This window comes from Desulfovibrio sp. Huiquan2017 (genome assembly GCF_017351175.1).
In the GTDB taxonomy this organism is placed as follows: Bacteria; Desulfobacterota; Desulfovibrionia; order Desulfovibrionales; family Desulfovibrionaceae; genus Pseudodesulfovibrio.
Window position 1 is genome coordinate 61087 of record NZ_JAFMPN010000015.1, and the last position, 24574, is coordinate 85660.

The 24574-nt window shown below is 64.7% G+C and carries 26 protein-coding genes; 13 read left to right on the forward strand and 13 right to left on the reverse strand.

Annotation, left to right across the window (positions count from 1 at the left end; all coding sequences use genetic code 11):
* The first annotated feature begins 49 nt into the window (after positions 1–49).
* Positions 50–814, forward strand: coding sequence for an enoyl-ACP reductase FabI (locus J0909_RS13825; RefSeq protein ID WP_207263720.1), 765 nt, complete (start codon positions 50–52; stop codon positions 812–814).
* Between the two features lie 434 nt (positions 815–1248).
* On the opposite strand, the gene J0909_RS13830 is transcribed toward J0909_RS13825, so the two are convergent.
* The gene (locus J0909_RS13830; RefSeq protein WP_207263721.1) at positions 1249–1425 is read right to left on the reverse strand and encodes a hypothetical protein; all 177 of its coding nucleotides are present in this window, start codon (positions 1423–1425) and stop codon (positions 1249–1251) included.
* A 236-nt stretch (positions 1426–1661) separates the two neighbouring features.
* Between J0909_RS13830 and J0909_RS13835 the strand changes: the two genes are divergently transcribed.
* From J0909_RS13835 to J0909_RS13850, 4 genes are all read left to right on the forward strand, one after another.
* Positions 1662–2543, forward strand: coding sequence for a LysR family transcriptional regulator (locus J0909_RS13835; RefSeq protein WP_207263723.1), 882 nt, complete (start codon positions 1662–1664; stop codon positions 2541–2543).
* Complete coding sequence (locus J0909_RS13840) at positions 2543–3433, forward strand: LysR family transcriptional regulator (RefSeq protein ID WP_207263725.1); 891 nt, start codon at positions 2543–2545, stop codon at positions 3431–3433. Before J0909_RS13835 ends, J0909_RS13840 begins: the two co-directional genes overlap by 1 nt.
* Before the next feature lie 122 nt (positions 3434–3555).
* Positions 3556–5526: a methyl-accepting chemotaxis protein gene (locus J0909_RS13845; protein ID WP_286182030.1), complete on the forward strand. Its 1971-nt coding sequence runs from the start codon at positions 3556–3558 to the stop codon at positions 5524–5526.
* A 104-nt stretch (positions 5527–5630) separates the two neighbouring features.
* Positions 5631–6743 carry a DUF362 domain-containing protein gene (locus J0909_RS13850; RefSeq protein ID WP_207263726.1) on the forward strand — a complete coding sequence of 371 codons (1113 nt, stop codon included), beginning with the start codon at positions 5631–5633 and terminating at the stop codon, positions 6741–6743.
* Positions 6744–6821: 78 nt separating this feature from the next.
* On the opposite strand, the gene J0909_RS13855 is transcribed toward J0909_RS13850, so the two are convergent.
* From J0909_RS13855 to J0909_RS13870, 4 genes are all read right to left on the reverse strand, one after another.
* A complete protein-coding gene (locus tag J0909_RS13855) occupies positions 6822–7727 on the reverse strand; it encodes a TIGR01777 family oxidoreductase (protein WP_207263727.1) in 906 nt (301 codons plus the stop codon).
* Positions 7728–7842: 115 nt separating this feature from the next.
* Entirely contained in the window at positions 7843–8850 is a 1008-nt protein-coding gene (locus J0909_RS13860; RefSeq protein WP_207263728.1) for an ABC transporter substrate-binding protein, read from the reverse strand.
* A gap of 118 nt (positions 8851–8968) precedes the next feature.
* Positions 8969–11161 carry a sensor histidine kinase gene (locus J0909_RS13865; RefSeq protein ID WP_207263729.1) on the reverse strand — a complete coding sequence of 731 codons (2193 nt, stop codon included), beginning with the start codon at positions 11159–11161 and terminating at the stop codon, positions 8969–8971.
* 12 nt (positions 11162–11173) lie between these two features.
* Positions 11174–11761, reverse strand: a complete 588-nt coding sequence (locus J0909_RS13870) for a DUF4390 domain-containing protein (protein ID WP_207263730.1) — start codon at positions 11759–11761, stop codon at positions 11174–11176.
* 116 nt (positions 11762–11877) lie between these two features.
* Between J0909_RS13870 and J0909_RS13875 the strand changes: the two genes are divergently transcribed.
* The 5 genes from J0909_RS13875 (at position 11878) to J0909_RS13895 (ending at position 16183) form a co-directional block, all read left to right on the forward strand.
* Positions 11878–12762 (forward strand): universal stress protein, encoded by an 885-nt coding sequence (locus J0909_RS13875; RefSeq protein WP_207263731.1) that lies wholly within the window; start codon positions 11878–11880, stop codon positions 12760–12762.
* 333 nt (positions 12763–13095) lie between these two features.
* Positions 13096–13389: a hypothetical protein gene (locus tag J0909_RS13880; protein WP_207263733.1), complete on the forward strand. Its 294-nt coding sequence runs from the start codon at positions 13096–13098 to the stop codon at positions 13387–13389.
* A gap of 1 nt (position 13390) precedes the next feature.
* The gene (locus J0909_RS13885) at positions 13391–15127 is read left to right on the forward strand and encodes a portal protein (protein WP_207263735.1); all 1737 of its coding nucleotides are present in this window, start codon (positions 13391–13393) and stop codon (positions 15125–15127) included.
* On the forward strand, positions 15120–15350 hold the full coding sequence (locus J0909_RS13890) for a Bbp19 family protein (protein WP_207263737.1): 231 nt from the start codon (positions 15120–15122) through the stop codon (positions 15348–15350). The genes J0909_RS13885 and J0909_RS13890 overlap by 8 nt, the downstream gene beginning before the upstream one ends.
* Entirely contained in the window at positions 15347–16183 is an 837-nt protein-coding gene (locus J0909_RS13895; protein ID WP_207263739.1) for a hypothetical protein, read from the forward strand. The genes J0909_RS13890 and J0909_RS13895 overlap by 4 nt, the downstream gene beginning before the upstream one ends.
* Before the next feature lie 294 nt (positions 16184–16477).
* Here the strand turns inward: J0909_RS13895 and J0909_RS13900 are convergent, their stop codons facing one another.
* From J0909_RS13900 to J0909_RS13930, 7 genes are all read right to left on the reverse strand, one after another.
* Complete coding sequence (locus J0909_RS13900) at positions 16478–16690, reverse strand: hypothetical protein (protein ID WP_353616778.1); 213 nt, start codon at positions 16688–16690, stop codon at positions 16478–16480.
* Entirely contained in the window at positions 16687–17550 is an 864-nt protein-coding gene (locus J0909_RS13905) for an NAD(P)H-hydrate dehydratase (protein ID WP_207263741.1), read from the reverse strand. The genes J0909_RS13900 and J0909_RS13905 overlap by 4 nt, the downstream gene beginning before the upstream one ends.
* Positions 17538–18089 carry a putative Se/S carrier protein gene (locus tag J0909_RS13910; RefSeq protein ID WP_207263743.1) on the reverse strand — a complete coding sequence of 184 codons (552 nt, stop codon included), beginning with the start codon at positions 18087–18089 and terminating at the stop codon, positions 17538–17540. Before J0909_RS13910 ends, J0909_RS13905 begins: the two co-directional genes overlap by 13 nt.
* A gap of 1 nt (position 18090) precedes the next feature.
* Complete coding sequence (locus J0909_RS13915; protein ID WP_207263745.1) at positions 18091–18309, reverse strand: sulfurtransferase TusA family protein; 219 nt, start codon at positions 18307–18309, stop codon at positions 18091–18093.
* 10 nt (positions 18310–18319) lie between these two features.
* A complete protein-coding gene (gene yedE, locus J0909_RS13920; protein WP_207263747.1) occupies positions 18320–19405 on the reverse strand; it encodes a YedE family putative selenium transporter in 1086 nt (361 codons plus the stop codon).
* A gap of 245 nt (positions 19406–19650) precedes the next feature.
* On the reverse strand, positions 19651–20589 hold the full coding sequence (locus J0909_RS13925; RefSeq protein WP_207263749.1) for a PA2778 family cysteine peptidase: 939 nt from the start codon (positions 20587–20589) through the stop codon (positions 19651–19653).
* Between the two features lie 10 nt (positions 20590–20599).
* Entirely contained in the window at positions 20600–21001 is a 402-nt protein-coding gene (locus J0909_RS13930; RefSeq protein WP_207263751.1) for a PA2779 family protein, read from the reverse strand.
* 154 nt (positions 21002–21155) lie between these two features.
* On the opposite strand from J0909_RS13930, the gene rlmN reads away from it, so the two are divergent.
* Complete coding sequence (gene rlmN / locus J0909_RS13935) at positions 21156–22214, forward strand: dual-specificity RNA methyltransferase RlmN (protein WP_207263753.1); 1059 nt, start codon at positions 21156–21158, stop codon at positions 22212–22214.
* Between the two features lie 163 nt (positions 22215–22377).
* Here rlmN and J0909_RS13940 read toward each other — a convergent pair whose 3' ends face one another.
* Positions 22378–23184 carry a substrate-binding periplasmic protein gene (locus J0909_RS13940; protein WP_207263755.1) on the reverse strand — a complete coding sequence of 269 codons (807 nt, stop codon included), beginning with the start codon at positions 23182–23184 and terminating at the stop codon, positions 22378–22380.
* Positions 23185–23378: 194 nt separating this feature from the next.
* Here J0909_RS13940 and J0909_RS13945 point away from each other — a divergent pair, with 194 nt between their 5' ends.
* On the forward strand, positions 23379–23660 hold the full coding sequence (locus tag J0909_RS13945) for a hypothetical protein (RefSeq protein WP_207263757.1): 282 nt from the start codon (positions 23379–23381) through the stop codon (positions 23658–23660).
* Between the two features lie 16 nt (positions 23661–23676).
* The gene (locus J0909_RS13950) at positions 23677–24522 is read left to right on the forward strand and encodes a deoxyribonuclease IV (RefSeq protein ID WP_207263760.1); all 846 of its coding nucleotides are present in this window, start codon (positions 23677–23679) and stop codon (positions 24520–24522) included.
* Positions 24523–24574 lie beyond the last annotated feature (52 nt).

Here is a 24574-nt window from a genome sequence, read left to right on the forward strand (position 1 = left end):
GTCACCGGCCGCTCCGCAGGGTATACTGCCTGCAAGCAAAGGAGTGTACATGCTGCTCAAGGACAAGAAAGCCCTCATCTTCGGCGTGGTCAACGACCGCTCCATAGCCTACGGCATCGCCCGACAACTCCGGGAGCACGGCGCGCGTCTGGCCTTCAGTTACGCCGCCGACCCCATCGAGCGCCGCCTGGCCCCCATCTGCGAGGAACTCGGCGGCGAGTTCCTGTACAAATGCGACGTCGCCAACGATGACGAAATAGCCGCGGGCGCCGACCTCGTGCGCGAAAAATGGGGCGATGTGGACATACTCGTCCACTCCATCGCCTACGCCAACCGCGAAGACCTCAAGGGACGGTTCATCGACACCAGCCGGGAAGGCTACAAGGTCGCCCTGGACGTGTCCTCCTACTCCCTGGTCGCCCTGTGTCGCGCCTTCGAGCCCCTGCTCAACCCCGGTGCGTCCGTGTTGACCATGAGCTATTACGGCTCGGGCAAGGTCGTGGCCAACTATAACGCCATGGGCGTGGCCAAGGCCGCCCTCGAAGCCTGCGTGCGGTATCTGGCCGTGGACCTGGGCGAAAAGGGCGTGCGCATCAACGCCATCTCCGCCGGGCCCGTCAAGACCATGGCCGCCTCCGGCATTTCCGGTTTCAAGACCATCCTCGGCCGTATTGAGGAAAAGGCGCCTCTGCGCCGGAACATCACCATCGACGATGTGGGCAAATGCGCCTTGTATCTCGCTTCGGATCTGTCCTCCGGCACGACCGGCGACGTGGTCTTCGTTGACTCGGGATACAACATCATGGGCGTGTAGGCGCAGTCGGCCTGAATGGGCGGGGGCCGTCGTTTTCGGCGAGTTCTTGAGTCTCTTCCGGAGGTTTATGAGGGCTTCGGCAGAGGCGAGATATGGGGGATGTCATCCACGGAGCGAAAGTGCGTGCCGTACGGCGGAAAGCCCGCTCTTCTTCATGCGGGAAATTTTCTCGGAACTCCCTGGCCCCGGCATCGCACGAAGCGACTCGAAAAATCCGGGACAGTTGGGATCACCTTGTTTTCAAAGGGCTTTTGATGATGCCAGAAACAATGATCCGGCCTTGCGCCGGGCTTTCATTCCTCTATCCGCAAAAAAAACCAAAGCCGGGCAGCAGTTTTTCCGTGGCTGACTGCCCGACCTTGGCCGGAGAGGACCTTGTGAGGTCTGGATGAAACGGACCCAAACCCGATTCGGGTCCGCTGAAAATCGTATGGTTAGACGAGTTGGCTGATGCCGACGCTCAGGACCATGGACACGCAGGTCCAGAAAAGCAGCTTGACCAGGCCGAGGGGGCCGTTGGCGGCACGGCACATTTCGTTGCTCCACGGTTCACCCGTGGAATCCTCGGGCTGGAACAGGTACGCGAGCACGTTCACGTTGGACTTCTTCATTTCCCCGACCTCCTTGCATGAACCGTTGAATTAGGGTCAATCTTGATCCTCTGGTATGCGCATATGGGTGACGGGGTCCAATAACTATACGTGACGGCAGTCATCATGATTTCTTATGGATTGCGGAGTGCATGACCATTGCATGCACCCGAAGGGAGGCGGGCCGATCACGGAAGGTAAACCGGGCGATACGGAATAGCGATTGCCCCTTGGAGCGCGTCCGGGTATGTAGGCGCATGGAATTGTATCAATTGAGGACGTTTGTGGCTGTGGCCGAGGAGGGCAACTTCACCCGTGCGGGCAAGCGGGTGCATGCCACCCAACCCGCTGTTTCCGCGCATATCAAGGCGCTGGAGGAGGAGTTGGGGGTCCGTCTGTTCGACCGGGTGCCGCGCGGCGTGGAATTGACCCAGGCCGGGGCCGAGCTGGTGCATGACGCCATCGAGGTGCTGGCTGCGGCCCAGACGCTGCAGGCCCGGGCCGTGACGCTCGGCGGCGAGGTGGCGGGCCAGGTGGCGCTCGGCCTGTGCACGGACCCGGGATTTCTCAAGGCAACCAGTCTCATCGACCTGATGAGCGAACAGTTCCCCAAGCTCAATCTCAAGCTGATCCAGTCGCCGTCCGGGGTTATCCTGAGCGAGATCCGGGCGCGCAATCTGGACGCGGGGTTCATTTTTTCGGGCAATCCGTACCGGGATCTGGAGGCCGTCAAGCTGGCCGAGCCCGAGTATTCGATCATGGGGGCGGCGAGCATCCGCGACGAGTTGGCCGCGGCCGACGCCGAAGGGCTGTCGGCCTTTGCCTGGGTCATGCCCGCCAGCCACAGCCCGTTCCGGGAATTGCAGTTGGACATATTCAACAAGTTCGGCATCGTTCCGGCGCGGACTATCGGCGCGGATTCCGAGGAGGTCATCCGGGCCCTGGTGCTGGAAGGCAAGGCGCTCGCCCTGGTGCGCGAGGACGAAGGGGCGGCCATGCTCGACAGCGGGCTGGCGGCCGAGTGTGCGCTGGTGGGGCGGCATTCGGTGGAAGTAAATTTCGTGTATCGCAAGGGTGAGGACGACCTGCCGTCCCTGGCGGCGATCATCGAGCTGGTGCGGCGTACCTGGGAGGTGTGATGGAACTGTATCAGCTCAGGACCTTTGTGGCCGTGGCCGAGGAGGGCAACCTGACCAAGGCCGCCGAGCGCATCTACGCCAGCCAGCCTGCGGTGAGCGGGCATATCAAAGCGCTGGAGGAGGAACTGGGGCTGCCGCTGTTCGTGCGCACCCCGCGCGGCATGCGTCTGACCGAAGCCGGGCAGGGTCTGAAGCTCAAGGCGGATTCCGTGCTCCTGGCTGCCGAGGACATGGCCAACCTGGCGGCCGGGTATCTGGAGGAGCTGACCGGCTCCGTGACCATCGCCCTGAATACGGACACCGGCTTCCTGCGTGTGGCCGAGCTGTCCGAGGCCATGGCCGAGGCTCATCCCAAGATCCGGCTCAAATTTCTGCAGGGTAATTCCGGGTCCATTCTCAAGGATGTGCGCGACCGCCGCCTGGACGCGGGCTTCTCCTTTTTCGACAACCGTTACGCCGAGGTCGCCCACATGCCCCTTCGGAAGATTCCGGTGCGAGTGGTGGCCCCGGCGGCCTGGGCGACCCGGGTGAAGGAATTGCCTCTGGACGAACTGGCGACCCTGCCTTGGGTGCGGCCCAACGACGAATGCCCGTTCATGAAGGTCCTGGAAGGGGTGTTCGAGGGCTCGGGGATCAGCCTCACCGACTATATCGAGGCGGACTCCGAGGATGTCATCCGTGAGCTGGTGGCCGCCGGAAAGGGCGTTTCTCTGCTCAAGGAGAGCGACGCGGACGCCATGGTCCGGGACGGTACGGCCGTGATCTGCGAGACCGGCCCGGTTTTGTCCCTGAACATCAACTTCGTCTATTCCAAGGGCCGGGCCAACGACCCGATCATTCGCGCCCTGACCGAGGCTGTCGGGACATTGTGGCCTGACGCTCTCCGTTGAGCCGAGGGTCGCTTCTTCGACCTAGCCCTGAGATTTACTAGAATATAATTCCTTCCCACAGTGGGTGCCAGTAGGCTGAGTTTCGGCAATTGAGCTTCTTCATCTTCATAGAGGGGTAAACCATGCGATTTAAGGATTGGGGCCTGCGCTTCAAAATACTCGTACCGACTTTTGCCATCGTATTCATTCTGATAGCTACCAGCACGGTTATCATGACCCTGAAAGCCAACGATATGGCTGTGAACCAAGCCGAGGATCTGTCCCGCGACCGGGCCCGGGGCTACGCCTTCGAGGTCAAGCAGACCATGGACATGGCCCTGACCGTGACCCGGGCCCTGGCAAACATGTTTGAGCAAGGCGCGGTCTATCCCCGCGTGCCGGATCGCGAATTCCTGGACTCCGTGCTGATCAGCACGCTCAAGCGCAATTCCGGCCTGGCCGGAGCGTGGTGCGCCTTTCCGCCCAACGCCTTCGACGGCCGCGAAGACTACTACAAGGACAAATACAAGGGCGCCTACCGCAACTGGTATTACCGTGACGGCGACAACATCGCCACCGTCCTCTCCGGGGACGGATTCGAATCCGAGGTCTGGTTTTCCGACGCCATGGCGGCCAGTACCGATACCTTGACCGAACCGTACAAGTGGGAAACCGACGGCAAGACTTTCTGGCTGGCCTCCACCGGGCATCCGGTGAAGAAGGACGGCCGGAATATCGGCGTGGTCGGCGTGGACTTCTATCTCAACGACCTGGAAAAGATCGTCCTGGCCATCAAGCCCTTCGGTGTGGGGTATGCCTTCCTGGTCACCGGGCAGGGGGCTATCGTCTCCCACCCCGAGAAGGAATGGGTGGGCAAGAACCTCAAGGAGGTCCTGGGTGAGCGCAGCGACGCCATCCTCCACTCCATTCAGTCCGGCAAGCCCCTGTCGTATGAAGTGACTTCACCCGTGGACGGCGCCATGTCTTTTGTGGCCTATTCGCCCATCAAGATAGGCTGGGCCGACAAGTACTGGGCCCTGGCCGTGGTCACGCCCATGGAAGTCGTGCGCGCTCAGGCCGACTCCTTCGCCAAAGTCAGCTCGGCCATCGGCGTGGTCACCATCCTCATACTGCTGGCCGTCCTGTGGTTCATCGCGCGGATCATTACCGCCCCGGTGGCCAAGAGCATATCCCTGGCCCGCTCCCTGGCCGACGGCGATCTGACCCGCGACATCGACGTTCACCAGAAGGACGAGGTCGGCAAGTTGGCCGACGCCTTGCGACATATGGCCGAACGGCTCAAGGGAGTCATCGGCAACGTCTCGGGAGCCACGGCCAATGTGGCTTCGGGCAGCGAGGAACTGTCCGCCTCGTCCCAAAATCTGGCCTCCGGGGCGAATATGCAGGCGGCCAGCGTGGAAGAGGTTTCCGCCTCCATGGAGGAGATGGCTTCCAACATCCGGGCCAATGCGGAAAACGCGGTGGAGACCGAACGGATCGCCACCGATGCCGCCCGTCGGGCTGAAGAGAGCGGTCAGTCCGTTGAACGGGCCATGACCGCCATGAGCGACATCGCCGAACGCATCTCCATCATTGAGGAGATAGCCCGCCAGACCAACCTGCTGGCCCTGAACGCGGCCATCGAGGCGGCCCGCGCCGGGGAGCATGGCAAGGGCTTCGCCGTGGTCGCAGCCGAAGTGCGCAGACTGGCCGAGCGCAGCGGCGTCGCCGCCGCCGAGATCAGTGATCTGTCCGGTTCCACGGTCAGCCTGGCCAAGGAGGCCAGCGGTCAGCTCGACCAGCTGGTCCCGGATATTCAGCGAACCGCCCACCTGGTCCAGAAGATCGCGGCGGCCACCGCCGAACAGGAGGCGGGAGTGGGCCAGATCAACGACGCCGTCCAGCAGCTCGACCAGGTCATCCAGCATAACGCCACGGCCTCGGAAGAAGTGGCCTCCACCTCCGAAACCCTGGCCGGAGAGAGCGCTCAGCTGCAGGAGGCCATCGGGTTCTTCCGCTTGGGGACAACCCAGGCCGCGCTTCCGCAGCCGTCGAAGGGGACTGGCACAAGACGGAAGGGGCCGGATAAGAAAGACGACTTCGAACGATTCTAGCGCATGGGCGCAATCGGGGGGACGCCTGGCGTCCCCCCGCCTTTTCATCTTCCGGGCCGGGTGCTAGGCTGGGCGCACCAAAACCGCAACAAGGATGTCTCTGCATGGCTTCAAAGGTCTATTTTTGGAATTTGCGGGCTTCGTCCAAGGCCCCGTTTGGCAAGAGGATGCGCAGTCTGCTCAAGGCCGCCCAGGCGGACAGGAAGATCAGTGAAGGCGATCTGGCCGCCGTCAAGGTTCACTTCGGCGAAGAGGGCGTGACCGGCTTCCTCCGCCCCCTGTGGGTCAAGCCGATTCTGGATTTCATCGCCGAGTCCGGGGGCAAGCCCTTTTTGACCGACGCCTCCACGTTGTACGTGGGCCAGCGCGGCGAGGCCGTGTCCCACTCCCTGTGCGCGGCCCGGCACGGATGGGATCCGCTCGTGCTCGGCGCCCCCGTGGTCATCGCCGACGGTCTACGCGGCGAGTTCGAGACCGCCGTGCCTGTCCAGGGCCGCCACCTCGACGAGGTCTACATCGCCGGAGCCGTGGCCGAGGCCGACTTCCTGGTTTCGGTCAATCATTTCAAGGGGCACGAACTGGCTGGCTACGGCGGCGCGCTCAAGAATCTCGGCATGGGCGCGGCCTCCAAGAAAGGGAAGATGCAGCAGCATTTCTCCACCGGCCCGATTCTCAATCCGGACAACTGCGAGGCCTGTGAGGCCTGCCTGCGCGCCTGCAAGACCGGTGCGCTGTTCATCGACGACACCACCGGCAAGATCGCCCTCAACCCGGAAAAATGTGTGGGCTGTGGCGGCTGTTTCGTGGCCTGCCGGCACGGCGGGCTTCAGGTCAACTGGAAGGTCGGCGTCCAGGACTTTCTTGAACGCATGATGGAATACGTCAAGGGCGTGCTGGCCACCAAGCGCACCCCCTGCCTGCACGTCAACTTCGTCATGGACGTGGTTCCGGACTGTGACTGTGTGGGCTTCACCGACGCCCCCATCTGCCCGGACATCGGCGTGCTCGTCAGCTTCGATCCGGTGGCCGTGGACCAGGCTTCCATGGACCTTGTCTCCGCTGCCCAGCCCCTCTATCCGAGCCAGCTTCCCTTCGGCGTGGTCCCGGGGCAAAACAAGTTCCTCGCCATCCACCAGCATGTCCCGCCGGACTTCGGCCTCGGTTATGCCGAGGAGCTTGGCCTGGGCACGCGGGAATACGAACTGGTCAACATGTAGAAACGATCGACGGGCCGACGCGGAAACGCGTCGGCCCGGTTTTTTTGGAAAGGAGAGGGGGCTGCTGGAGCCCCTTTTCTATGCCAGCACGTCGCGCAGGGCGTCGGCCAGGTCCGGGAACTGGAAGGAGAAGCCCGCATTGGTGAGCCGTTCGGGCAGGGCGAGTTGGCCGGAGAGGAGGACCTCGTCGGCCATTTCGCCGAAGAGGAGCCGCAGGGCCTGGGGCGGGACAGGAGCCTTGTAGGGCCGCTTTAGGACGGTTCCGAGGGTGTGGGCGAATTTTTGGAAGTTGACCGGATGCGGCGAACAGAGGTTGTAGGGGCCGCTGGTCTCGGGGTTCTCCATGAGAAAACGGATGGCCCGGACCTCGTCCTTGAGGTGTATCCAGGAGACGCCTTGGAGTCCGGTGCCGGGATGGCCGCCGAGGTAGTACCTGAAGGGCGTGAGCATGCGCGCCAGGGCGCCCCCGTTGCCGAGGACCATGCCGGTGCGGATGATGCAGCGCCGGGTGCCCATCTTTTCGAGGGGCGCGGTGGAAGCTTCCCATTTCCGGGCGACCTCGGCCAGAAAGCCGGTGCCGGACTCGGCGTATTCGTTGATAGGGTTGGTCCCGCACGGGCCGTAGAAACCCACGGCCGAACCTTGGATGAGTATGCCCGGGGGGGTGCCGACCTGCTTCACGGCCTCCAGGATGCGTTCCCCGGCCCGGATCCTGCTTTCCAGGATGCGCCGCTTGCGTTTGCGGGTCCAGCGTCCGCCCGCGATGTTTTCCCCGGCCAGGTTGACGATGGCGGTATCCGGACCGAGCACGTCGGGCCAGTCGCCATTGTTCCAGGGCATGCCGATGACGCCCCCGTTCTCGAACACGGTGGCGACCTTGCCGGGATTGCGCGAGAGGATGAGGATTTCCCACCCGTGTTCCCGCAGTTCCCTGACCAATTCCCTGCCGATGAAGCCGGTTCCTCCGGCGATTACAGCACGCACGTCGAACTCACTTTGTCTGCGTTCCAAACTCGGTACGCGCACAGGATAGCACGTGTCTGAGGTTATTGCCAGACGCTAAAATATTTTAGGTGGTTGGACGCGCGGAAAGAACCGGTCAGTCCACGTAACGGACGGGCTCGGCGGCCCGGGTGACGCTGTCCGGGAGATGGATGTTCCAGCGTCGCAGGCCGGAGCGGCTGAAGAGGAACTGGCCGTCCTTGGGCGTGACGGGGTAGAGGCTGCCCGCGGGCTCGCCGTCGAGAATTTTGAGAACCAGTTCGGCGGCGGCCTCGCCCTGTGGCCGGCCGGAGTTGACCAGCCCGCCCACGGCCCGGTCCGGGCCCACGGAGAAGTCCCAGTAGCCGAAGACCGGCACCGAGGCGTTGGCCGAGGTCCAGGTGATGACCGTGTCGTAAGGCACGTGCATTCCCTGGTCGTCGGTCAGGCTGTGGTAGAGTCCGGCAAAGATGGCGTTGTAGCCCCGGTCTCCGGCCGAAAGCACGGCCTGTTGCCATTCGGCGAAGGTTCCGACCTGCCGGACGTCGGCGCTCGTCCCACCGAGCTTCAGGGAGGTCTTGTCTTTGAAGGCGGTGTTCATGATCACCTGGGAGGTCGCCCCGGAGTCAAAGAGGATGAGGCTTCGCTTGAGCTTGGGACCCATGATCTCGCGGAGGAATATGAGCGAGCGTTTGTACAGGGGGCGTTCCAGCACGCCGGTGGCCCCCTCCATCCCGCCGAGGTAGGTTCTCGGGTTCTGATTCACGCCCAGGAAGACCAGGGGAATGCCTTTGCGCATGACCCTCGGTCCCAACAGTCTGACCGCGTTGTCGTCGGTCAGCACGACCACGTCCGGTTTGGCTGCCTCGATGGCCTGCCAGGCCCGTTCGGCGGCGTCCCGGTACGCCTCGGGCGGGATGCGTTTGGTATCCATGTCGAAGCCGTCAATGCGGGCCCGGGACGCGAGCCGTTCGCGCAGGGCGTCGTTGTGCGCCCGGACCCAACTGTGGTTGATGTCGTAGCTGTTGACCACCATCACGAGGGCGGTTTCGGCCGAGGACGGCCGAGGAAACGCGAAGAGCCCCGAGAGGGCGGCTATGGTGATGACGGTTATGGCATAACGCACGGCGATTCCTTTCGATGTTTCGAAGGGCGCGGCATGCGGCCTTTCAAGAAGGCGGTTATCATATTTTTGAGGTTGGAAACAACCGTCCTTATCTTGGGCCGCCGGGGGGAGGCGACGGTCAGGCGTCGTGCAGCTCGACGATGAAGACCGTGCCTCGGGGATGGTTGGAGGCGGCGCGGACCATGCCGCCGTGATCCGAGACGATGGACCGGACGATGGTCAGGCCCAGCCCGGTGCCGCCTTTTTTCTCGGTGTAGTAGGGCTCGAACATGCGCGAGGAGTCCTTGGGCAGGCCCGGGCCGTTGTCGGCCACGGAGATGGTCACGGTGCCCGCGTCCCGGTCGTGGGTGGCGGAGATCTGGACCTCGCCGTCCCGGGCGTCCTTGAGCGCCTCGGCCGCGTTGGTGAACAGGTTGATGAGCACCTTGCGGATGCCTTCGCGGTCGAAGGGGAACTCGCCGATCTCGGTGGAGAGGGAGAGATCCCACTTGATCCGGCGATGGGTGTTGGCGAACATGGCCGTGACCTCTTCGAGCAGCGGAGCGAGCTGGTCGGGCCTGGGCTGGACCTCGGGCAGCTTGGCGTAGGCCGAGAACTCGGTGACCATGTTCTGGAGCCGCTCCACCTGGTTGACGATCAGGCCGGTGCATTCGTCGAAGGTGTTCTCGCCGATGCGCCCCCCGTATTTGCGTTGCAACCGTTGGGCGGACAGCTTGATGGGCGTGAGCGGGTTCTTGATTTCGTGGGCGATGCGCCGCGCCACCTCGCGCCAGGCCGCCAGCCGCTGGATCTTCTCCAGTTCGGTGATGTCTTCGAACACGGCCACGTGACCCGCGTCCCGGCCGCCCACGTTCTTGAGCGAAACCACGTTGACCAGCACCTTGATGAGCTTGCCGCGCACGGGCAGGTCGAGCTGCCGTTGCCAGACCCCGCCGGGCTTGGTGGACAGTTGGGTCAGCGCTTCTTCGACCATGGACGCGAAGTCGCCGGACAGGAAGCGGTAGGGGACCTTGCCGATGAGAAATTCGCCGGGAATGCCCAGGATGCTCTCGGCGGCGGTGTTGACCGTGCCGATGCGTCCCTCGGCGTCCATGGAGATGACGCCCGAGGTGATGTTGTTGAGCACGGCCTCGATGTACTGCCCGCGCCGCTCCAGCTCCTGGTTCTGCTGGGCCAGGCGCTCGTTGGCTTGCTGCACGGAATGCTGGCTCTGCTCCAGATCTTCGGCCATGCGGTTGAAGGACTGGACCAGGAAGCCGAGTTCGTCGTCCGAGCGATCCTCCAGGCGCACGGACAGGTCGCCGCGTCCGATGCGCTCCGTGCCCGCGGCCAGAGCCTGGACCGGAGCGGACAACTCCTTGGCCAGCCGGAACCCGAACCAGATGGCCCCCAGGATGATGAGCAGGGCCATGACCCCCAGGGTCAGGTACAGGTTCATCTTCCACGGGTATTTGCGCGTCTTGAGTTTTTTGTACTCGTCGAGGCCGCGCACGATCTGGTCGAGGCGGTGCAGCAGCCCCTGGCCCACGGTCTCGCCGAGCACCAGGTAGCCGGTCTTGCCCTCATCGACCGGAGTCACGCCGAGCACGAGGTCCGAGCCGGGCTTGGGGATGATGGTCGTCCACGAGCGGGGGTCGGCGCGCAGGGACTGCCAGTCGATCTTTTCCTTGATCTCGGGCCAGGCTTGGCTCCATTGGCCCGTGGCGTGGGTGTTCTGCTCGTTGCCCTCGGGAGTGATCACGCCCACCAGGCTGAGGTCGTACTCGTCGAACTTCCTGTTCAGGTAGTTGTCCATTCCCTTGCCGCCCCAGGCGAACTTGGAATCGATGATATCCTTGATCATGACCGCGCCGCGCCGTTCCAGGCGGTCCTGGGCCGAACCGTAGAAGGCCCGTCCGAGCTCCAGGGCCTGCTCCATGGATTCCTCCACCTGGCCCTTGAACCAGTAGTCCACCGAGGTCTGCACGAACTTCACCGAGACCAGGTAGATGAGCACCGTGGGGATGAGCGACAGCGAGATGAAGGCCAGGACCAGCCGCGTGCGCAGCTTGGACCCGAGCACCCGGCGGCGGCGTTCCAGGACCAGGCGCACCGCGTTGCGGGCGACGTAGAAGAGCATGGCCAGCAGGAAGACCACGTTCAGGATGAGCAGGTTGAGGATGAGGTAGTAGTCGCCGCTGAGATATTTGAGCTCGGCCCAGGTCAGCCCGGCGATGAGCACGATGAATATCAGGGCGATGACGTACTCGCGCCGGTGTCTCCGTTCGTCACTGCGGCTGGTGGAGCTGATGCGGATCGGGTCGGGCGTCACGAGTTGGCCATCCTAAAAGGTGAAATCCAGTTGGAAGGAGTTGTCGGCACCGGGGTCCCAGGACCAGAAATAGAGAAAACGCATGACCCCTTCGGGCGCGTCTTCCTCGTTCATGGAGGTGTGCAGGCGCAGGGAGTATTTTTTGCCCTTGTCGAGCAGCGTCCACGAGCCGATCGTGGCTTCGATGGTTCCCCACCCCTGGTCCAGGATTTTACCCAGATCCTTGTCGCGCAGGGGATTTTCCCGGCCGGGCAGGGTCATGACGAATTCCTTGGTCAGCGAGTCGAAGCTCAGGCGGCTGCGGAAATGGACTTCGGTGATCTTCCGGTCCAGCCAGTAGTCGCGCGGCTCCAGCAGGCTGACCTCGCACTTGAGCACCAGCACGACCCCGTCCTCCAACTCGCCCTTTAAAATGGGCTTCTCCTCCACCGCGATGCCGAAGAGCGCGGTCAGCCTGCCGTGCTTGTTGGCCAGGGTCGGGGCCATCAGGCTCAGGCTCTGGGCCAGGGCCGCGCCCGCGCAGAGAAACACGGCCAGGAGCGCCGTCGGGATGAGGATGGCCGGACACGTTCCGGCCCGCTTGCTGTAAGGGATGCGCATTATTTCTGTGGATGTATCAGCACCCGTTTTAAAGGACAAGTCTGGACCCTTGTCTTTTCCCCGTCCAGCAGGGTATGGCTGGATGCAGGATTCCACCCCGCAACAGGAGTTCCCCCGTGCAGAAAGAACTGCTTCTCGCCATCGGCGACGACCGCGCCGCCTCCTACAATCTCCGCTTTCTCAAGGATGTCTTCGACTCGTTCTGCGACCTTAAGCTGACCTTGTTCTACGCCGCCCCCCGTTCCGCCCTGTGGGACAAGCAGGACGCAGGACTGCCGCCCGGGGACGACGCAGTGAGCGAGTTTCTGGCCCACAAGAAGGGCAAGGGCAGGAAGGCCCTGGAGGACGCCAAGCGCTGGATCACCGACATCGCCGGGTGCGACGGCCGCAACGTTCGCACCAAGATCGTCCACTCCCGCCTGGGCACCGCGCGCGAACTTATCTGCGAGGCGCGCGAAGGCCTCTACGACGCCCTCATTCTCGGCCGCAAGGGCTTCTCCTGGTTCGAGGAGATTTTCGAAAATTCCGTGTGCCATGAGCTTCTCTGGCAGGATCTCGATTTTCCCATCTGGGTCTGCAAGCGCCCTTCCCAGGTCTCGCGTCGGAATGTGCTCCTCTGTCTCGACGGCTCGGACCCGTCCCTGCGCATGGCCGACCATGCGGGCTACATGCTCGCCGAGGAACCGCGCCATTCCTTCGTCCTCTTTCACGTGGCCCAGAAGGGCTACGCGGAAGCGCGGTCCGAGCACATCTTCGGCCAGGCCCTGACCCTCCTCGCCGACCACGGCGTGTCCGAGGACCGCATCGAAATCAAGATGGTCACGGGCGGCAACGCCTACAAAGCCATTCTCAAGGAGGCCCGGGCCGGACATTACGCCGCCGTGGCCGTGGGCCGACGCGGCGAGGGCGCGCAGACCCGCAAGGAAACCCTCTTTCCCAGCACTGTTTGCGTCAATCTCCTGCGCCAGTTGCAGGAAACCGCCCTGTGGATCAGTAAATAAACAAAGCGGCGTTCCGTCCGCCGCTGCGCCCCCTCAATCAGGACATTGAGAGGGGCGCTTCTCTTTGTAACGTCGTCCATCCCTTCCGCTCCCTGGATAAAAATCGTCCGCCGGGAGCCGGGTGCCCGCCCTTCGGGCGCGTCCGTGCGCGCATTCTCCCGCCGCCTTGCGCCGTATCGGGCTTTGGCCTCTGCGCTTTTGAATCTCCATCCCTGTCAAGTTGATTTTTTATACCTCTCAAGCGCTTTTCCCATACATTCGCCGACATTTCGGGGTGGGTGGAAAAACCGGGCCTATACTCCTGCCAAACACTTTAACAGGAGGATTTCACCCATGGGAGGATCTGGATCTTTGATAGGCAGCGTGTTCGACGGATTGACCCAGCTGCTCAGTCCGGACCGGGGCGACGATTCGAGCGAAGCCTTGAAGGAGGAGCGGGAGGCCCGGGAGCGCGAGCAGGCGCGCGAGGAGGCCGAGGAGCGCAGCCAGAAACGGGAAAAGGTCCTGGAGGCGCGCCAGATCGAAAGCAGGCGCAAATCCGAGAGCCTGCTCACCCAGGGCGCAGCGTCGCTGACGGGTGCCCCGGAGGTTTACGGCAAGGCCCTTAAGACCAAGTTGGGGGAGTAGCATGGACAGAACCGAACTGGCCCGCTCCCTGCTGACGCGTTTCGCCGGCCTGGAAGAGGCCCGCCGCCCGTGGGTGGCTTCATGGCAGGAGCTGACGGAATACATGTTGCCCCGCAAGAACAGCTTTGCCGGGTCCGGGGGCCGCGCGCTCGGGCGCGGCCGGGTCGGGGACGAGCGCATCTTCGACTCCACGCCGCTGCATGCGTTGGAATTGCTGGCCTCCTCGCTGGGCGGGCTGCTGACCAATCCCTCGTTGCCGTGGTTCGACATCTCGGTGAGGGACCGGAGCAAGGCCGACGGGGACGAGGTCCGCGCCTTCATGCAGGAGGCCCGCGAACGCATGGTCTCGGTCTTCAACAGCGAGGACACCGGGTTTCAGGCACACGTGCACGAGTTGTATCTGGACGTGGCCCTGTTGGGCACGGCGATCATGTACGTGGAGGCGGACCCGGGAACCGTGGTCCGTTTTTCGGCCCGGCCGCTGGGCGAGGTGTTCGTGGCCGAGTCCGCGCGCGGCCAAGTGGACACGGTGTACCGCAAATACGAGGTCACGGCCCGCCAGGCCATCCAGGAGTGGGGCGCGGGCTGCTCGGACGAGACCCGGCGCAAGGGCGAGGAGAAGCCCGAGGAACCGGTGGAAATCCTGCACGCGGTCTTTCCGCGCATGGACCGGAATCCGGGGGGCTTCGGCTCGGCCCACTTTCCGTTTGCCAGCGTGTACCTGGAAGTCGGGAACAACCATGTGCTGGAGGAGAGCGGCTACCTGGAGATGCCGTACATGGTCCCGCGCTGGGCCAAGGCCGCGGGCGAGATCTACGGCCGGGGGCCGGGACAGACCGCGCTGTCCGATACCCGGGTGCTCAACGCCATGGCCCGGACCGCGCTCATGGCCGCCGAGAAGATGTCCGACCCGCCGCTGATGGTCCCGGACGACGGCTTTCTCGGGCCGGTTCGTTCCGGGCCGGGCGGGCTGTCCTATTACCGGGCCGGGACCACGGACCGCATCGAGGCGTTGCCCGTGAACGTGGACCTGCGCGCGGCCGAGGATATGATGAACGGTCGCCGGGAGTCCATCCGGCGGATATTCCTGTCCGATCAACTGACCCCGGAAGGCCCTGCGGTCACGGCCACCGAGGCGGTTATCCGCCAGGCCGAAAAGATGCGCGTGCTCGGCCCTGTGCTGGGCCGGTTGCAAACCGAGTTCCTTGGACCGCTTATCAAGCGGGTCTTCCGCATCATGCTGCGAGGCGGGGCGCTGCCGCCGTTTCCGGAGGGGATTTCCCCGGACGACGTGGAGGTGCGCTACACCTCGCCCGTGACCCGCGCCCAGAAACAGTACGAGGCCCAGGGCCTGGCCCAGGTCATGGAATACCTGTCTCCCCTGGTGGGCGGCCAGGACGCCTTCGGGATCATGGACAATTTCGACACCGACCGGGTGGCCCGGCATGTGGCCGAACTGTTCAACACCCCGGCCGACTACCTCAAGTCCGAGGAACGCGTGGCCGAGGGGCGGGCGCGAAAGCGGCAGGCCGAGAGTTCGCAGCGGACCGCGTCCACCGTGGCCGATGCGGCGGCCATCGCCAAGACCCTGTCTGAGGCCTACACGGACCGTCCCAGCGCCCTGACCGAACTGTGGTCCATGCTGACCGGGACCGTGGCGGCCCAGGCCGCCGCCTCATCCGGCGACGCTTCCGGCGCGGGCGGGCCGGCCGCGAGCGGGGAGGTCCCCCATGCCTGAGACCAGTCCTCTTGAACTGCACCGGGCCTACCGGCGGCTTTTCGAGTCCGCCGACGGGCAGGTGGTCATGGCCGACCTGGAGCGGCGCGGCTGCTTCATGCGGCCGACCTATTCCACGGACCGGGGCCGGACCGAATTCAACGAAGGCCGCAGGTCTCTGGTCCTGCACGTGAAGCACATGCTTGAACCCGAAAACTTCATCGAAAAGGAGAACGAACGATGACCGACAAGAATGTGGAAAAGTGGCAGATGACCCTGCCCGAGGAATGGACCGTCCGCCAGGTGGGCGAGGACGGGACCGTGACGGAGGTCCCCCTGCGCGATCATCCGGCGCTGGCCAAGTACGCCACCAAGGACGAGGCCGTGAAGGCCCTGGTCCATGCCCAGCGCATGCTGGGCAAGGCCCCGGAGGGATATGTGCGCCTGCCCGGCGACCAGGATTCGCCCGAGGACGCGGCCGCCTTCTACGCGGCCCTGGGCAGGCCGGAAAAGCCGGACGGTTACGGGTTGCCGGACATGGCCCTGCCCGACGGCTTCAAACTGCGCGAGGATCTGGTCGGCGGCCTGCGCGAAAAGGCCTTCGAGCTGGGATTGACCCCGGCGCAGGTAACCGGCCTGTATCAATGGTTCCTGCCCCAGGTCCTGAACACCCATCATGCCATGGAGGCCGAGGCGGCCAAACTGCGCGATGCCGAGCTGGATTCCCTGCGGAGCGTGCATCGGGGCGACACCCCGTCCCTGCTGGACTCGGCCCTGCGCGCGGCCGAGGCCGTGGGCGGGCGGGAGTTGCTCGCCGCCCTGGACGAAACGGGCGCGGGCAACCGGGCGGCGGTCATCAGCGCGTTCGCCAAGATTGCGCCCCTGGTTCTGGAGAGCGGCTTGCGCGGTTCGGCCCGGGGCTGGGGCGAGGACCTGACCATCGAGCGGCTGCGCGAAATGATGCAGGACCCGCGCTACAAGGACCCGACCAAGCGCGAGGATTCGTTCGTGAAAAAGGTCAACCAGGGCTTCGAGACGCTCTATCCCGGCGAGTATGTGCCGGGCAGCCGGATTTAGGCGGGCTGTTGAAGGGGGGCGCATTGCCGTTTTGGGGAATCCGCCGCCCGGCCCACGCGAAGGACGTGCGGCGGGGCGGATCTCCCGATCTTCCCGCGTCCGGCATCAAACCGCTCTTGAAGGGCTCGCAAGACGATGCGGAGGCCCCACCACACCCTATCCTGAAAACGGGCCGGGGGCGAAAGCCTCCGGCCCGCAATCCGGGAAAAGAACGATGAACGGCCCGGGCAATGGCGGCGCATTTGGCCCCATCGGCACGGAGAGGGACGCCTGCCGCCCCCGGTGCCCAGGTGGCTATTCCGCTTCGGCGGCGGCTTCGAGGTCGGCCATGAGCGCGTCGAGGTCCAGGCCGTAGCGGGCGGCGACGTCGGCCACGGTTTCGAACAGGGCCTTGCAGAGCAGGCACTCGCCGGCCTGTTCGTCGCGGGCGCGGAAGACCGGTTCGGTGGCGCGGTATCGGTGGACGATGTCCAGAAGGGTCATGTCCGGGGTGACGTGTCGGCTCACGGGAGTTCCCTCATGGCCCGTTCCAGCGCCTGCGGGATGTGCGGGACCAGTTCGCCGATCTGCGAGGCCGGGGTTGGAGCGGCGGCCTCGCCTGCGTAGCGGTTGGCCTGGGCCGCCAGATGCGCGGCCCGGGGCGCGGGCAGTCCGGAGGCCATCAGGGCGCAGGCCATGCCCGTGACCGTGTCGCCCGTGCCGCCCATGGCCTCCATGGCCTCCACGGACGGGGCGGCGACCTCGGCCAGGACCCCGGTGCGGTCGGCGATGCGGTCGATGCGTCCCTTGACCAGCAGGCAGCGGGCCGCATTCTCGTTGCGGTAGGCGCGCTCGATGAGCTCGGGCACGCGGTTTTCGTCCTGGAGAATGAACCCGCGCGTGTAGAAGGGGTGTGGTGCGGCTTCGTCCGCCAGGAAGGCCAGTTCTCCCGCGTCGGGCGTGAACAGGGCGTATTCCCCGGCGAATCCGCTCATCTTGGCCGCGTACATGAACCCGGCGTCCGCGATGAGCTCGGGCGGTCCGGCCATGGCCTGGGCGGCCATGAGCACGCGGTTGTGCCAGTCCACGTCGGGCTGGAGATAGTGGAAGGCCAGGACCGAGCAGGCGCGTCCGGGCAGGACTTCGGTCAGATGGCGGTACAGTTCGCGGCTGCCGTGGCCGAGTCCCTCGTCCCCGACCAGCAGGGCGTGGGGCGCGGGCAGGCCGAGAAAAGCGCAGGTCGCGGCCGCCGCGGCCAGCAGGGCCGGGGTGCCCCGGTCCGGGGGCAGGGCGCGGCCGTCTACCACAAGGTCGCCCCGGGTTGTTTCCACGGGCGCGTCGAGGACCGGAACGGCCGGGTCGGGGACGGTTCCGACTACGACGAGCATAACCGCAGCATCTCCTCATAGGCCAGTTCCAGGGCGTAGCCGCACAGGGTGTGGCCGATCTCCCTGGGGGCGGGGGCCTCGTCCAGGGTGCGGCCGATGAGCCGGGCCGCGATGTAGGGCACGTCCGGGCAGCCGCCGCCGGACACGTTGACGATGGTCCGGGTCTTCTTTTCCACGGTCAGCTTCATGTTGGCCGCGCGGACCATGAGGTGGTCACCGAAATCTTTGACCTGAAAGAGGTTCACCGGATCGAGCAGAGGCCCGGTTACCGGCACGCTCTCCATGGGCGGAATCCCGGCCTCGTCCAGGGTGCGCAGGATGTCGAGCTTTTCCATGAGTGGAAACTCGACCACAAGGTCGCATCCTTTCTGGATCTCCGGGGGCGGTCCCATGACCCGGATCTCCCGGCCGGATGCCTTGAGCACCTTTTCGGCCCGGATGACCTCGCTGGTGTGCTCGAAAACGAGCAGGCCCCGGTCCGCGCGCGGTTTGGCGCGCGGGCCGGAAGCCTTTCTTTTGAACAGATTGCCCAGGGCCAAGCTAGTCCCCGAGCAGTTTCAGGCGGAACTCGCCGCCCTCTTCGGTGATGGACTCCACTTTCCAGCCCTTGCCTTGAGCGGCCCGGGCCACGTTTTCCTTGGACGCCTCGGTGTCCACCAGGACCTCGAGTTCGCCCGAGCCCATGGCCGTGATCTTGGCCAGGGTATCCAGTACCGGTTGGGGGCAGGACAAGCCCCGCGCATCGACTACTTCACTCATGATGTCCCTCCTAGGCCGCTTTCTTGCGCATGGTGAAACCGATGAACAGGCAGATGGCCAGGCCGATGAACACGGCCGCGATGCCGTGCGGGCCCACGCCCTTGGGCGAGCTGGCCAGGCCGAAGTTGTGGGAGAAACCCGCTCCCACGATCATGCCGAGGACGAATACGGCGGCGTCGCCGTCGCCTTCACCGGCCATGAACAGTTGCCTGCCGGGGCAGCCGCCGGCCAGAGCGAAGCACAACCCGGCCAGGACCATGCCCATGAAGTTCCACAGGCTTTGGGTGTGGGCCACGGGCTGACCTTCAAAGCCCATGTGGAACTGACCGAAGATCAGGTTCACGGCAAAGGCGGCCGCCAGCAGGGCGATGACGCCCGAGAGCAGGTGCACCTGCTTGAACAGGATCAGGTCGCGGAAGGCGCCCATGGTGCAGAACCGGCTGCGCTGGGCGATGATGCCCACGAGCAGGCCCACGCCGAGCGAGATGAACAGGGGCGCGTGCATGGCCCCGGGGCCCTTGAGGCTGTAAAAGAGCACCCCGGACTTGGCCGCGTCGGCCACCTGGGGATAGATGAACAGCAGGGCCAGGAATCCGGCCATGATCAAGGGCATGATCAGGCCCACGGACGAATAGGTCTTCTGGGCGCGGCCCAGGTTGTACCCTTGGCGGAAGAACAGGGTGCCGATGCCGATGCCGACGATCAGCCCGGCGATGCCGTACAGGGCGTTCAGGTCGCCGCCCGCCAGCCGCAGGATGGCCCGCCACGGGCAGCCCAGGAAGACCAGGGCCCCGATCATGGCGAACACGCCGAGCACGAAGCGGACGATAGGCGCGGACCCGGCCCTGGGCCGGAAGTCCCTGCCCATGAGGGCGGCCGCCAGCGAACCGAGCACGAAACCGATGATTTCCGGTCGCATGTATTGGACCACGCCCGCCCGGTGCAGCCCGACGGCCCCGGCGATGTCGCGTTCGAAGCAAGCTACGCAAATGCCCATGTTTCCCGGGTTGCCCAGGTACTGCAGCAGAGCGGCCAGGCCGCCGATGACAAGCCCGACGGAAACGATGCCTTTCCGCGAGGCAAAAAAGTTGGTCATACCTCCTCCTTGTGTAAAAAACAAAATTCCCCCAATTCCGCCACAAAACATAGAGGAATTCATTGCCTTGAACCAATCTTTTTCTATCTTTGCTATAGGACTATTCTATAGATTTTTTCGATAGAAACACTTGCTGGCCATTGCGGCAACAAGGGGAAGGCGGTCTGGTGTGTGCGGGGCGCGGCGGAGAGGGGGAGCGCATCGGGCCGGACGGGGGGTGCCCGTCCGGCCCGACGAACGGGCGGCTAATCCTGAATGTCGGACAGGGTCTGCCTGAAGGTCTCGATCTGCGGGCCGCCCAGGGACACGGCCTTGCGCGCGGCGGCGAGCGCCTCGTCGTGGCGGCCGAGTTCGTCCAGGACGTAGGCCAGGTTGTTGAATGCGATGCCGCTGTCCGGCTTGACCTCGGTGGCCCGGAGGAAGGCTGTGGCCGCGCCGTCGGCGTTGCCCAGGGAGTAGCGGGTGTTGCCCAGGCCGATCCAGGCGTCGTGGCTTTGCGGCCAGCGGGCCGTTGCCGCCGCATAGGCCTGTTCGGCGGCCGCCCATTGCCTGGTCCGCTCCAATCCCACGGCTCCGTCGAGCCATTCGGTCTCCCGCACTGTGGCGGGCAGGCGCGAGGGCGGCAGGACCATGAGGCCCCAGAACTCCGGGCCCCAGGTGTTTTCAAAGACCCGCCAGGGGGTGCGCCGGTTGCGGGTGAGGCCGGAGTTGAGCAGGACATCGCCGGTGTCGCGGTCCAGGCCGACGACCACGGCGTAGTGCCAGACCGGATACCAGGACAGGCCGAGATTCTGGAGGACGATGACCGGGTTGCCCGCGTCAATCTCGGCGGACAGTTGGTCCGCGCCGTGGATGACATAGGCCATGCGCCCGTGGCGGCGGGCGGCGGTGATCATGTCGGGCTGGATGCTTCCCCGGCTTGCCGGGGTGTAGACCTCGGGGGCCAGGGCGTCCGGTTGCGCGGGCAGCCCGCTCCAGGTCATGGCCATGGCCAGGGCGGCCGGGCCGCACTGGTACTCTTCCTGCGGGAAGAAGGGCACGTCGTGGACGCGGGTCAGGGGCGCGCCGGTGGGCGAAGGCGGCATGACGCCGCCGTACAGGCTGCATCCCGACCCCAGGGCCAGGAGCAGCAACAGGAGACAGGCGGCAGCCGCACGGCCGCCGCCTGAAAGGGTGTGAAGCATGATGCGTCCGTTAATTGGCCTTCTTCACGAACGGGAAGACGTCCGTGGCACCGGCCATGTCGGTAATGAGCAGGATGATGAAGACCAGGAGCGCGGCTCCGACCAGGACGCCGAAGAAGCCGCCGCCCGCGGGCAGGTCGTTCACATGCTCCGCAATGCGGTTGATCTCGGCGTCGGACAGGGCGCTGACGCGCTGTTCCACCTCGGACACGGACAGGCCCTTGCTTTCCAGGACCTGACGCACATCGTCGCGCTGGAGCTGGGCCAGGACCATGGCGCGGTTTTCCGCGTTGCGGTTGGCCGCCATGGCGGCCTCGGTGGACACAAGCCCGGCTCTGGCCGCCGACACATTCAGGGTGAGCAGGGCCAGGACCACAAACAGGCAGACGGATTTGCTGAACTTATTGCACATTTTGCGGGATCCTCCGGGTTGTCGTTTTTCTCGGACTTGCGTGTTATAGCCTACGGCGGGCCGTACCGCAAATGGCGGTTGGGCCTTTCGGGCTGGAATTTCGGGCCGCATCCGGCCCTTGACACCGCCCTCCACTGTCCTGCAAGGAACGCCCATGCATAATCTTATCGAGCTGAACAAGAACGACCTCGAGGCCTTTGTGGCCGAAGACCTCAAGGAACCCCGCTACCGGGCCGAACAGATCTGGCAATGGCTGTGGCAAAAGCGCGTGCGCGGCGTGGAGGCCATGACCAACCTGTCCAAGTCGCTGCGCGAGAAGCTGGCCTCCATGGCGACCATCGCCTGGCCGGAGATCGCCCAGGTGGCCGAGAGCCGGGACGGGACCATCAAATTCTTGCTGAGGCTTTCCGACGGCAAGCTCATCGAGACGGTGCTCATCCCCATGCAGGACCGCTATTCCCAATGCCTGTCCACCCAGGTGGGCTGCGCCATGGCCTGCACGTTCTGCAACACCGGCAAGCTCGGCTTCGAGCGCAATCTGACCTACGGCGAGATCATGGGCCAGATTCTGGTGGGCCGCCAATATCTGGCCGACCGGGGGATGAATGAGCTCAAGAACCTCGTGTTCATGGGCATGGGCGAACCGCTGCTGAATCTCGACACGCTCGTCCGGGTCCTGACGGACCTGCCGTGCGAACGCGGCCTGTCCCTGTCCTGGCGGCGGTCCATGGTCTCCACCGTGGGCTTTCCGGACAAGCTCAAGATTCTGGGGGACCTGGAAATCGCCTTGCCCGCCATCTCCCTGCACGCGCCCACCCAGGAGCTGCGCGCGCGGATCATGCCCAAGGCGGCCAAGGTCCACCTGGACGACCTCATGGCCGCGCTTGCGGCCTATCCCATGCGTCCGCGCGAGCGGATCACCTTCGAATACCTGCTGCTCAAGGACGTCAATGACTCCATGGAGCACGCGGACCAACTGGCGAAACTCATCGACCGCAAAAAGGGCAAGATCAACCTCATCGCCTACAACGCCACCGAGGGGATGCCCTACGGCGCGCCGGACCGCGACCGGGTCGAGGCCTTTGAAAAGCGGCTGTGGGACCACGGCCTGACCGCTTTCATCCGCCGCTCCATGGGGGCCGACATCAAGGCGGCCTGCGGCCAGCTCAAGGCCGACAGCCTCGAAAAAGGAACGGTCCCTCCGGTCTCCTGAAAAGGAAAAGCATGTTGAAATCCGCCTTGCGGCGGAAACGGGATGACTCCGCCCGGACTCCTCGCGTCCCGGAGCGCGCCCTTTGGTGCGGGCTTTCCGGCTGCGCCGATGTGCGGCTGCGAAAAGGGAGCCGACGGGATAGGTCCCATCGAAAAAGGGCGGCTTAACGGTCCAGGCCGTGCTTGCGGCGCAGGCTGTTCACCAACTGGGAACGGGTGTTCATGAATTCGTCGAACTGCCGCATGACCCGGGGGCGTCTGATGGAGGACAGCCGGTAGACGCCGTCCACGTGCGGCAGCGAGGGGTCGTAGACCAGCTTGTCCCGAATGCCCATGGTCGTCAGCAGGTGGCGGGCCGCCTGCACGCAGGCGTAGACGCCGTCCACCCTGCCTCGGATTCCCTTGCTCAGCAGCCCGGAGATGGTCAGGTTTTCCGATATCCGGATGGTCCTGGAGTCGATGGGCGGATCGAGCAGCCACGGCTCGAATCCGGCGAGGATGCCCAGGGTCTTGATCACCTGCATGCCCTTGCCCACGTTCTCGGGCTTGACCAGGATGCCGTCGGTGAATGAGCAGATCGGGACGGAATACGCGATTTGCAGCCCCTTGCGCCGGGACGGATGCCAGGTTGGGGAATCCGGAAATTTCAAGTCCAGGGAGCGACCCTCCAGGTATTCCTGGTAGAGCCGTTTTACCGGCAGGGGCACGTAGGCCATGGTGTAGCCGTATTCGATGGCGAAGGAATCCAGAAGATCGCGGGCGAAGCCCTCGTAGTCGCCGTTTCGGAAGGAGCCGTAGGGCGGGTAGTCGATGCTTTCCACCCCCACGGTCAGCCGGATGGGTTCGGCCCGGGCCGGGCCGGGCGACAGCGCCGGGGCGCAGAGTGCGCAGAGGACGCAGAGCGCGGCGAGCAGAGCCCGTTGGCGGTGCGCGGCCGGGACGGCGGGGCGATGTGCGGATCGGAGAGGCATGTTCGTCTAGGGTTCCTCGGATCAGGTCTCGGGGCCTTGCCGGAGATAACGCGTATTCGTTCGGCTGGCAATGTCCGTCTTCGGTCCGGCCGCCGGAAAGGCCCGAGATCCGGGGGTTGCCATCCCTCTGCTACATATGTATGGGTAGCGCCAGCCGCAGAAGCGCTGCGGACATCATATATCAGGAGTGCAGCATGGCAGCCACCGTGGACGAAATCACCATCAACTATTCCGAAGACAACCAGCTCATCGTCAAGGAGCTGGATAAGGTCGTGCTTTCCAAGGGCGCCTGGACCACCATCGTGTTCCGCTACCAGGAACTCAATCGCGCCAAAGGCGAGTACGGCCCGGACAAATACACCATCCGCCGCTATCAGAAGGTGGACGGCACCTATCGCCCCAAGTCCAAGTTCAACATCTCCTCCCAGGCGCAGGCCCGGAAGATCGTGGACGCCCTGGGCGCCTGGATCGACTAGGCGGACGGATCCTTTCATGTTTTTGGGCGCGCACATGTCCATCGCCGGGGGCCTGCACATGGCCTTTGAACGGATCATGCGGGTGGACGGCACGGCCCTGCAGATATTCACCCGCAACCAGCGGCAGTGGAAGGTCCCCGCACTGAGCGAGTACGACGCGGAACTGTTCGCGGCGGCCTGGGACCAATGGGGCGACTACCCGGTCGCGGCCCACGACTCCTATCTGATCAATCTCGCCTCGGACAAACCGGACCTGCTCAAGCGCTCGACCCTGGCCTTTGCCGAGGAACTCCGGCGCATCGAGACCCTGTCCATCCCGTACCTGGTCACCCATCCGGGCTCCCACCTGGGCGCGGGCGTGGAGGCGGGCATCGAACGCTATGCGGCCAACCTGGACCGGGCCATCGAAGCGTCCGGCACGGAAAGCGGGTTGGTCCTGCTGGAGACCACGGCCGGGCAGGGCACCAATCTGGGGGCCTCCTTCGAGGAGCTGGCCGCCATTATCGAGGCCTCGGCCCACCCGGGCCGCCTCGGGGTCTGCTACGACACCTGCCACACCTTCGCCGCCGGGTACGACATCCGCACCCCGGCAGCCTATGCGGCCACCTTCGAGGCCTTCGACCGGGTCATCGGCTTGGACCGCTTGAAGTTTTTCCACCTGAACGACTCCAAGAACGAACTCGGCTCCCGCAAGGACCGGCACGAACACATCGGCCGGGGCGCGATCGGCGAGGAGGGGTTCCGCAACCTCATGCGCGACCCGCGCTTCGCGGACGTTCCCAAGACCCTGGAGACCCCCAAGCAGGAAGACCTCCAGGACGACGTGCGCAATCTGACGCTCTTGCGCGAACTGGCGAAATAGGCTCTCATTCCACCGCAACCGCACTGTTTTTCCCGGATACCGGAGGCCCCGC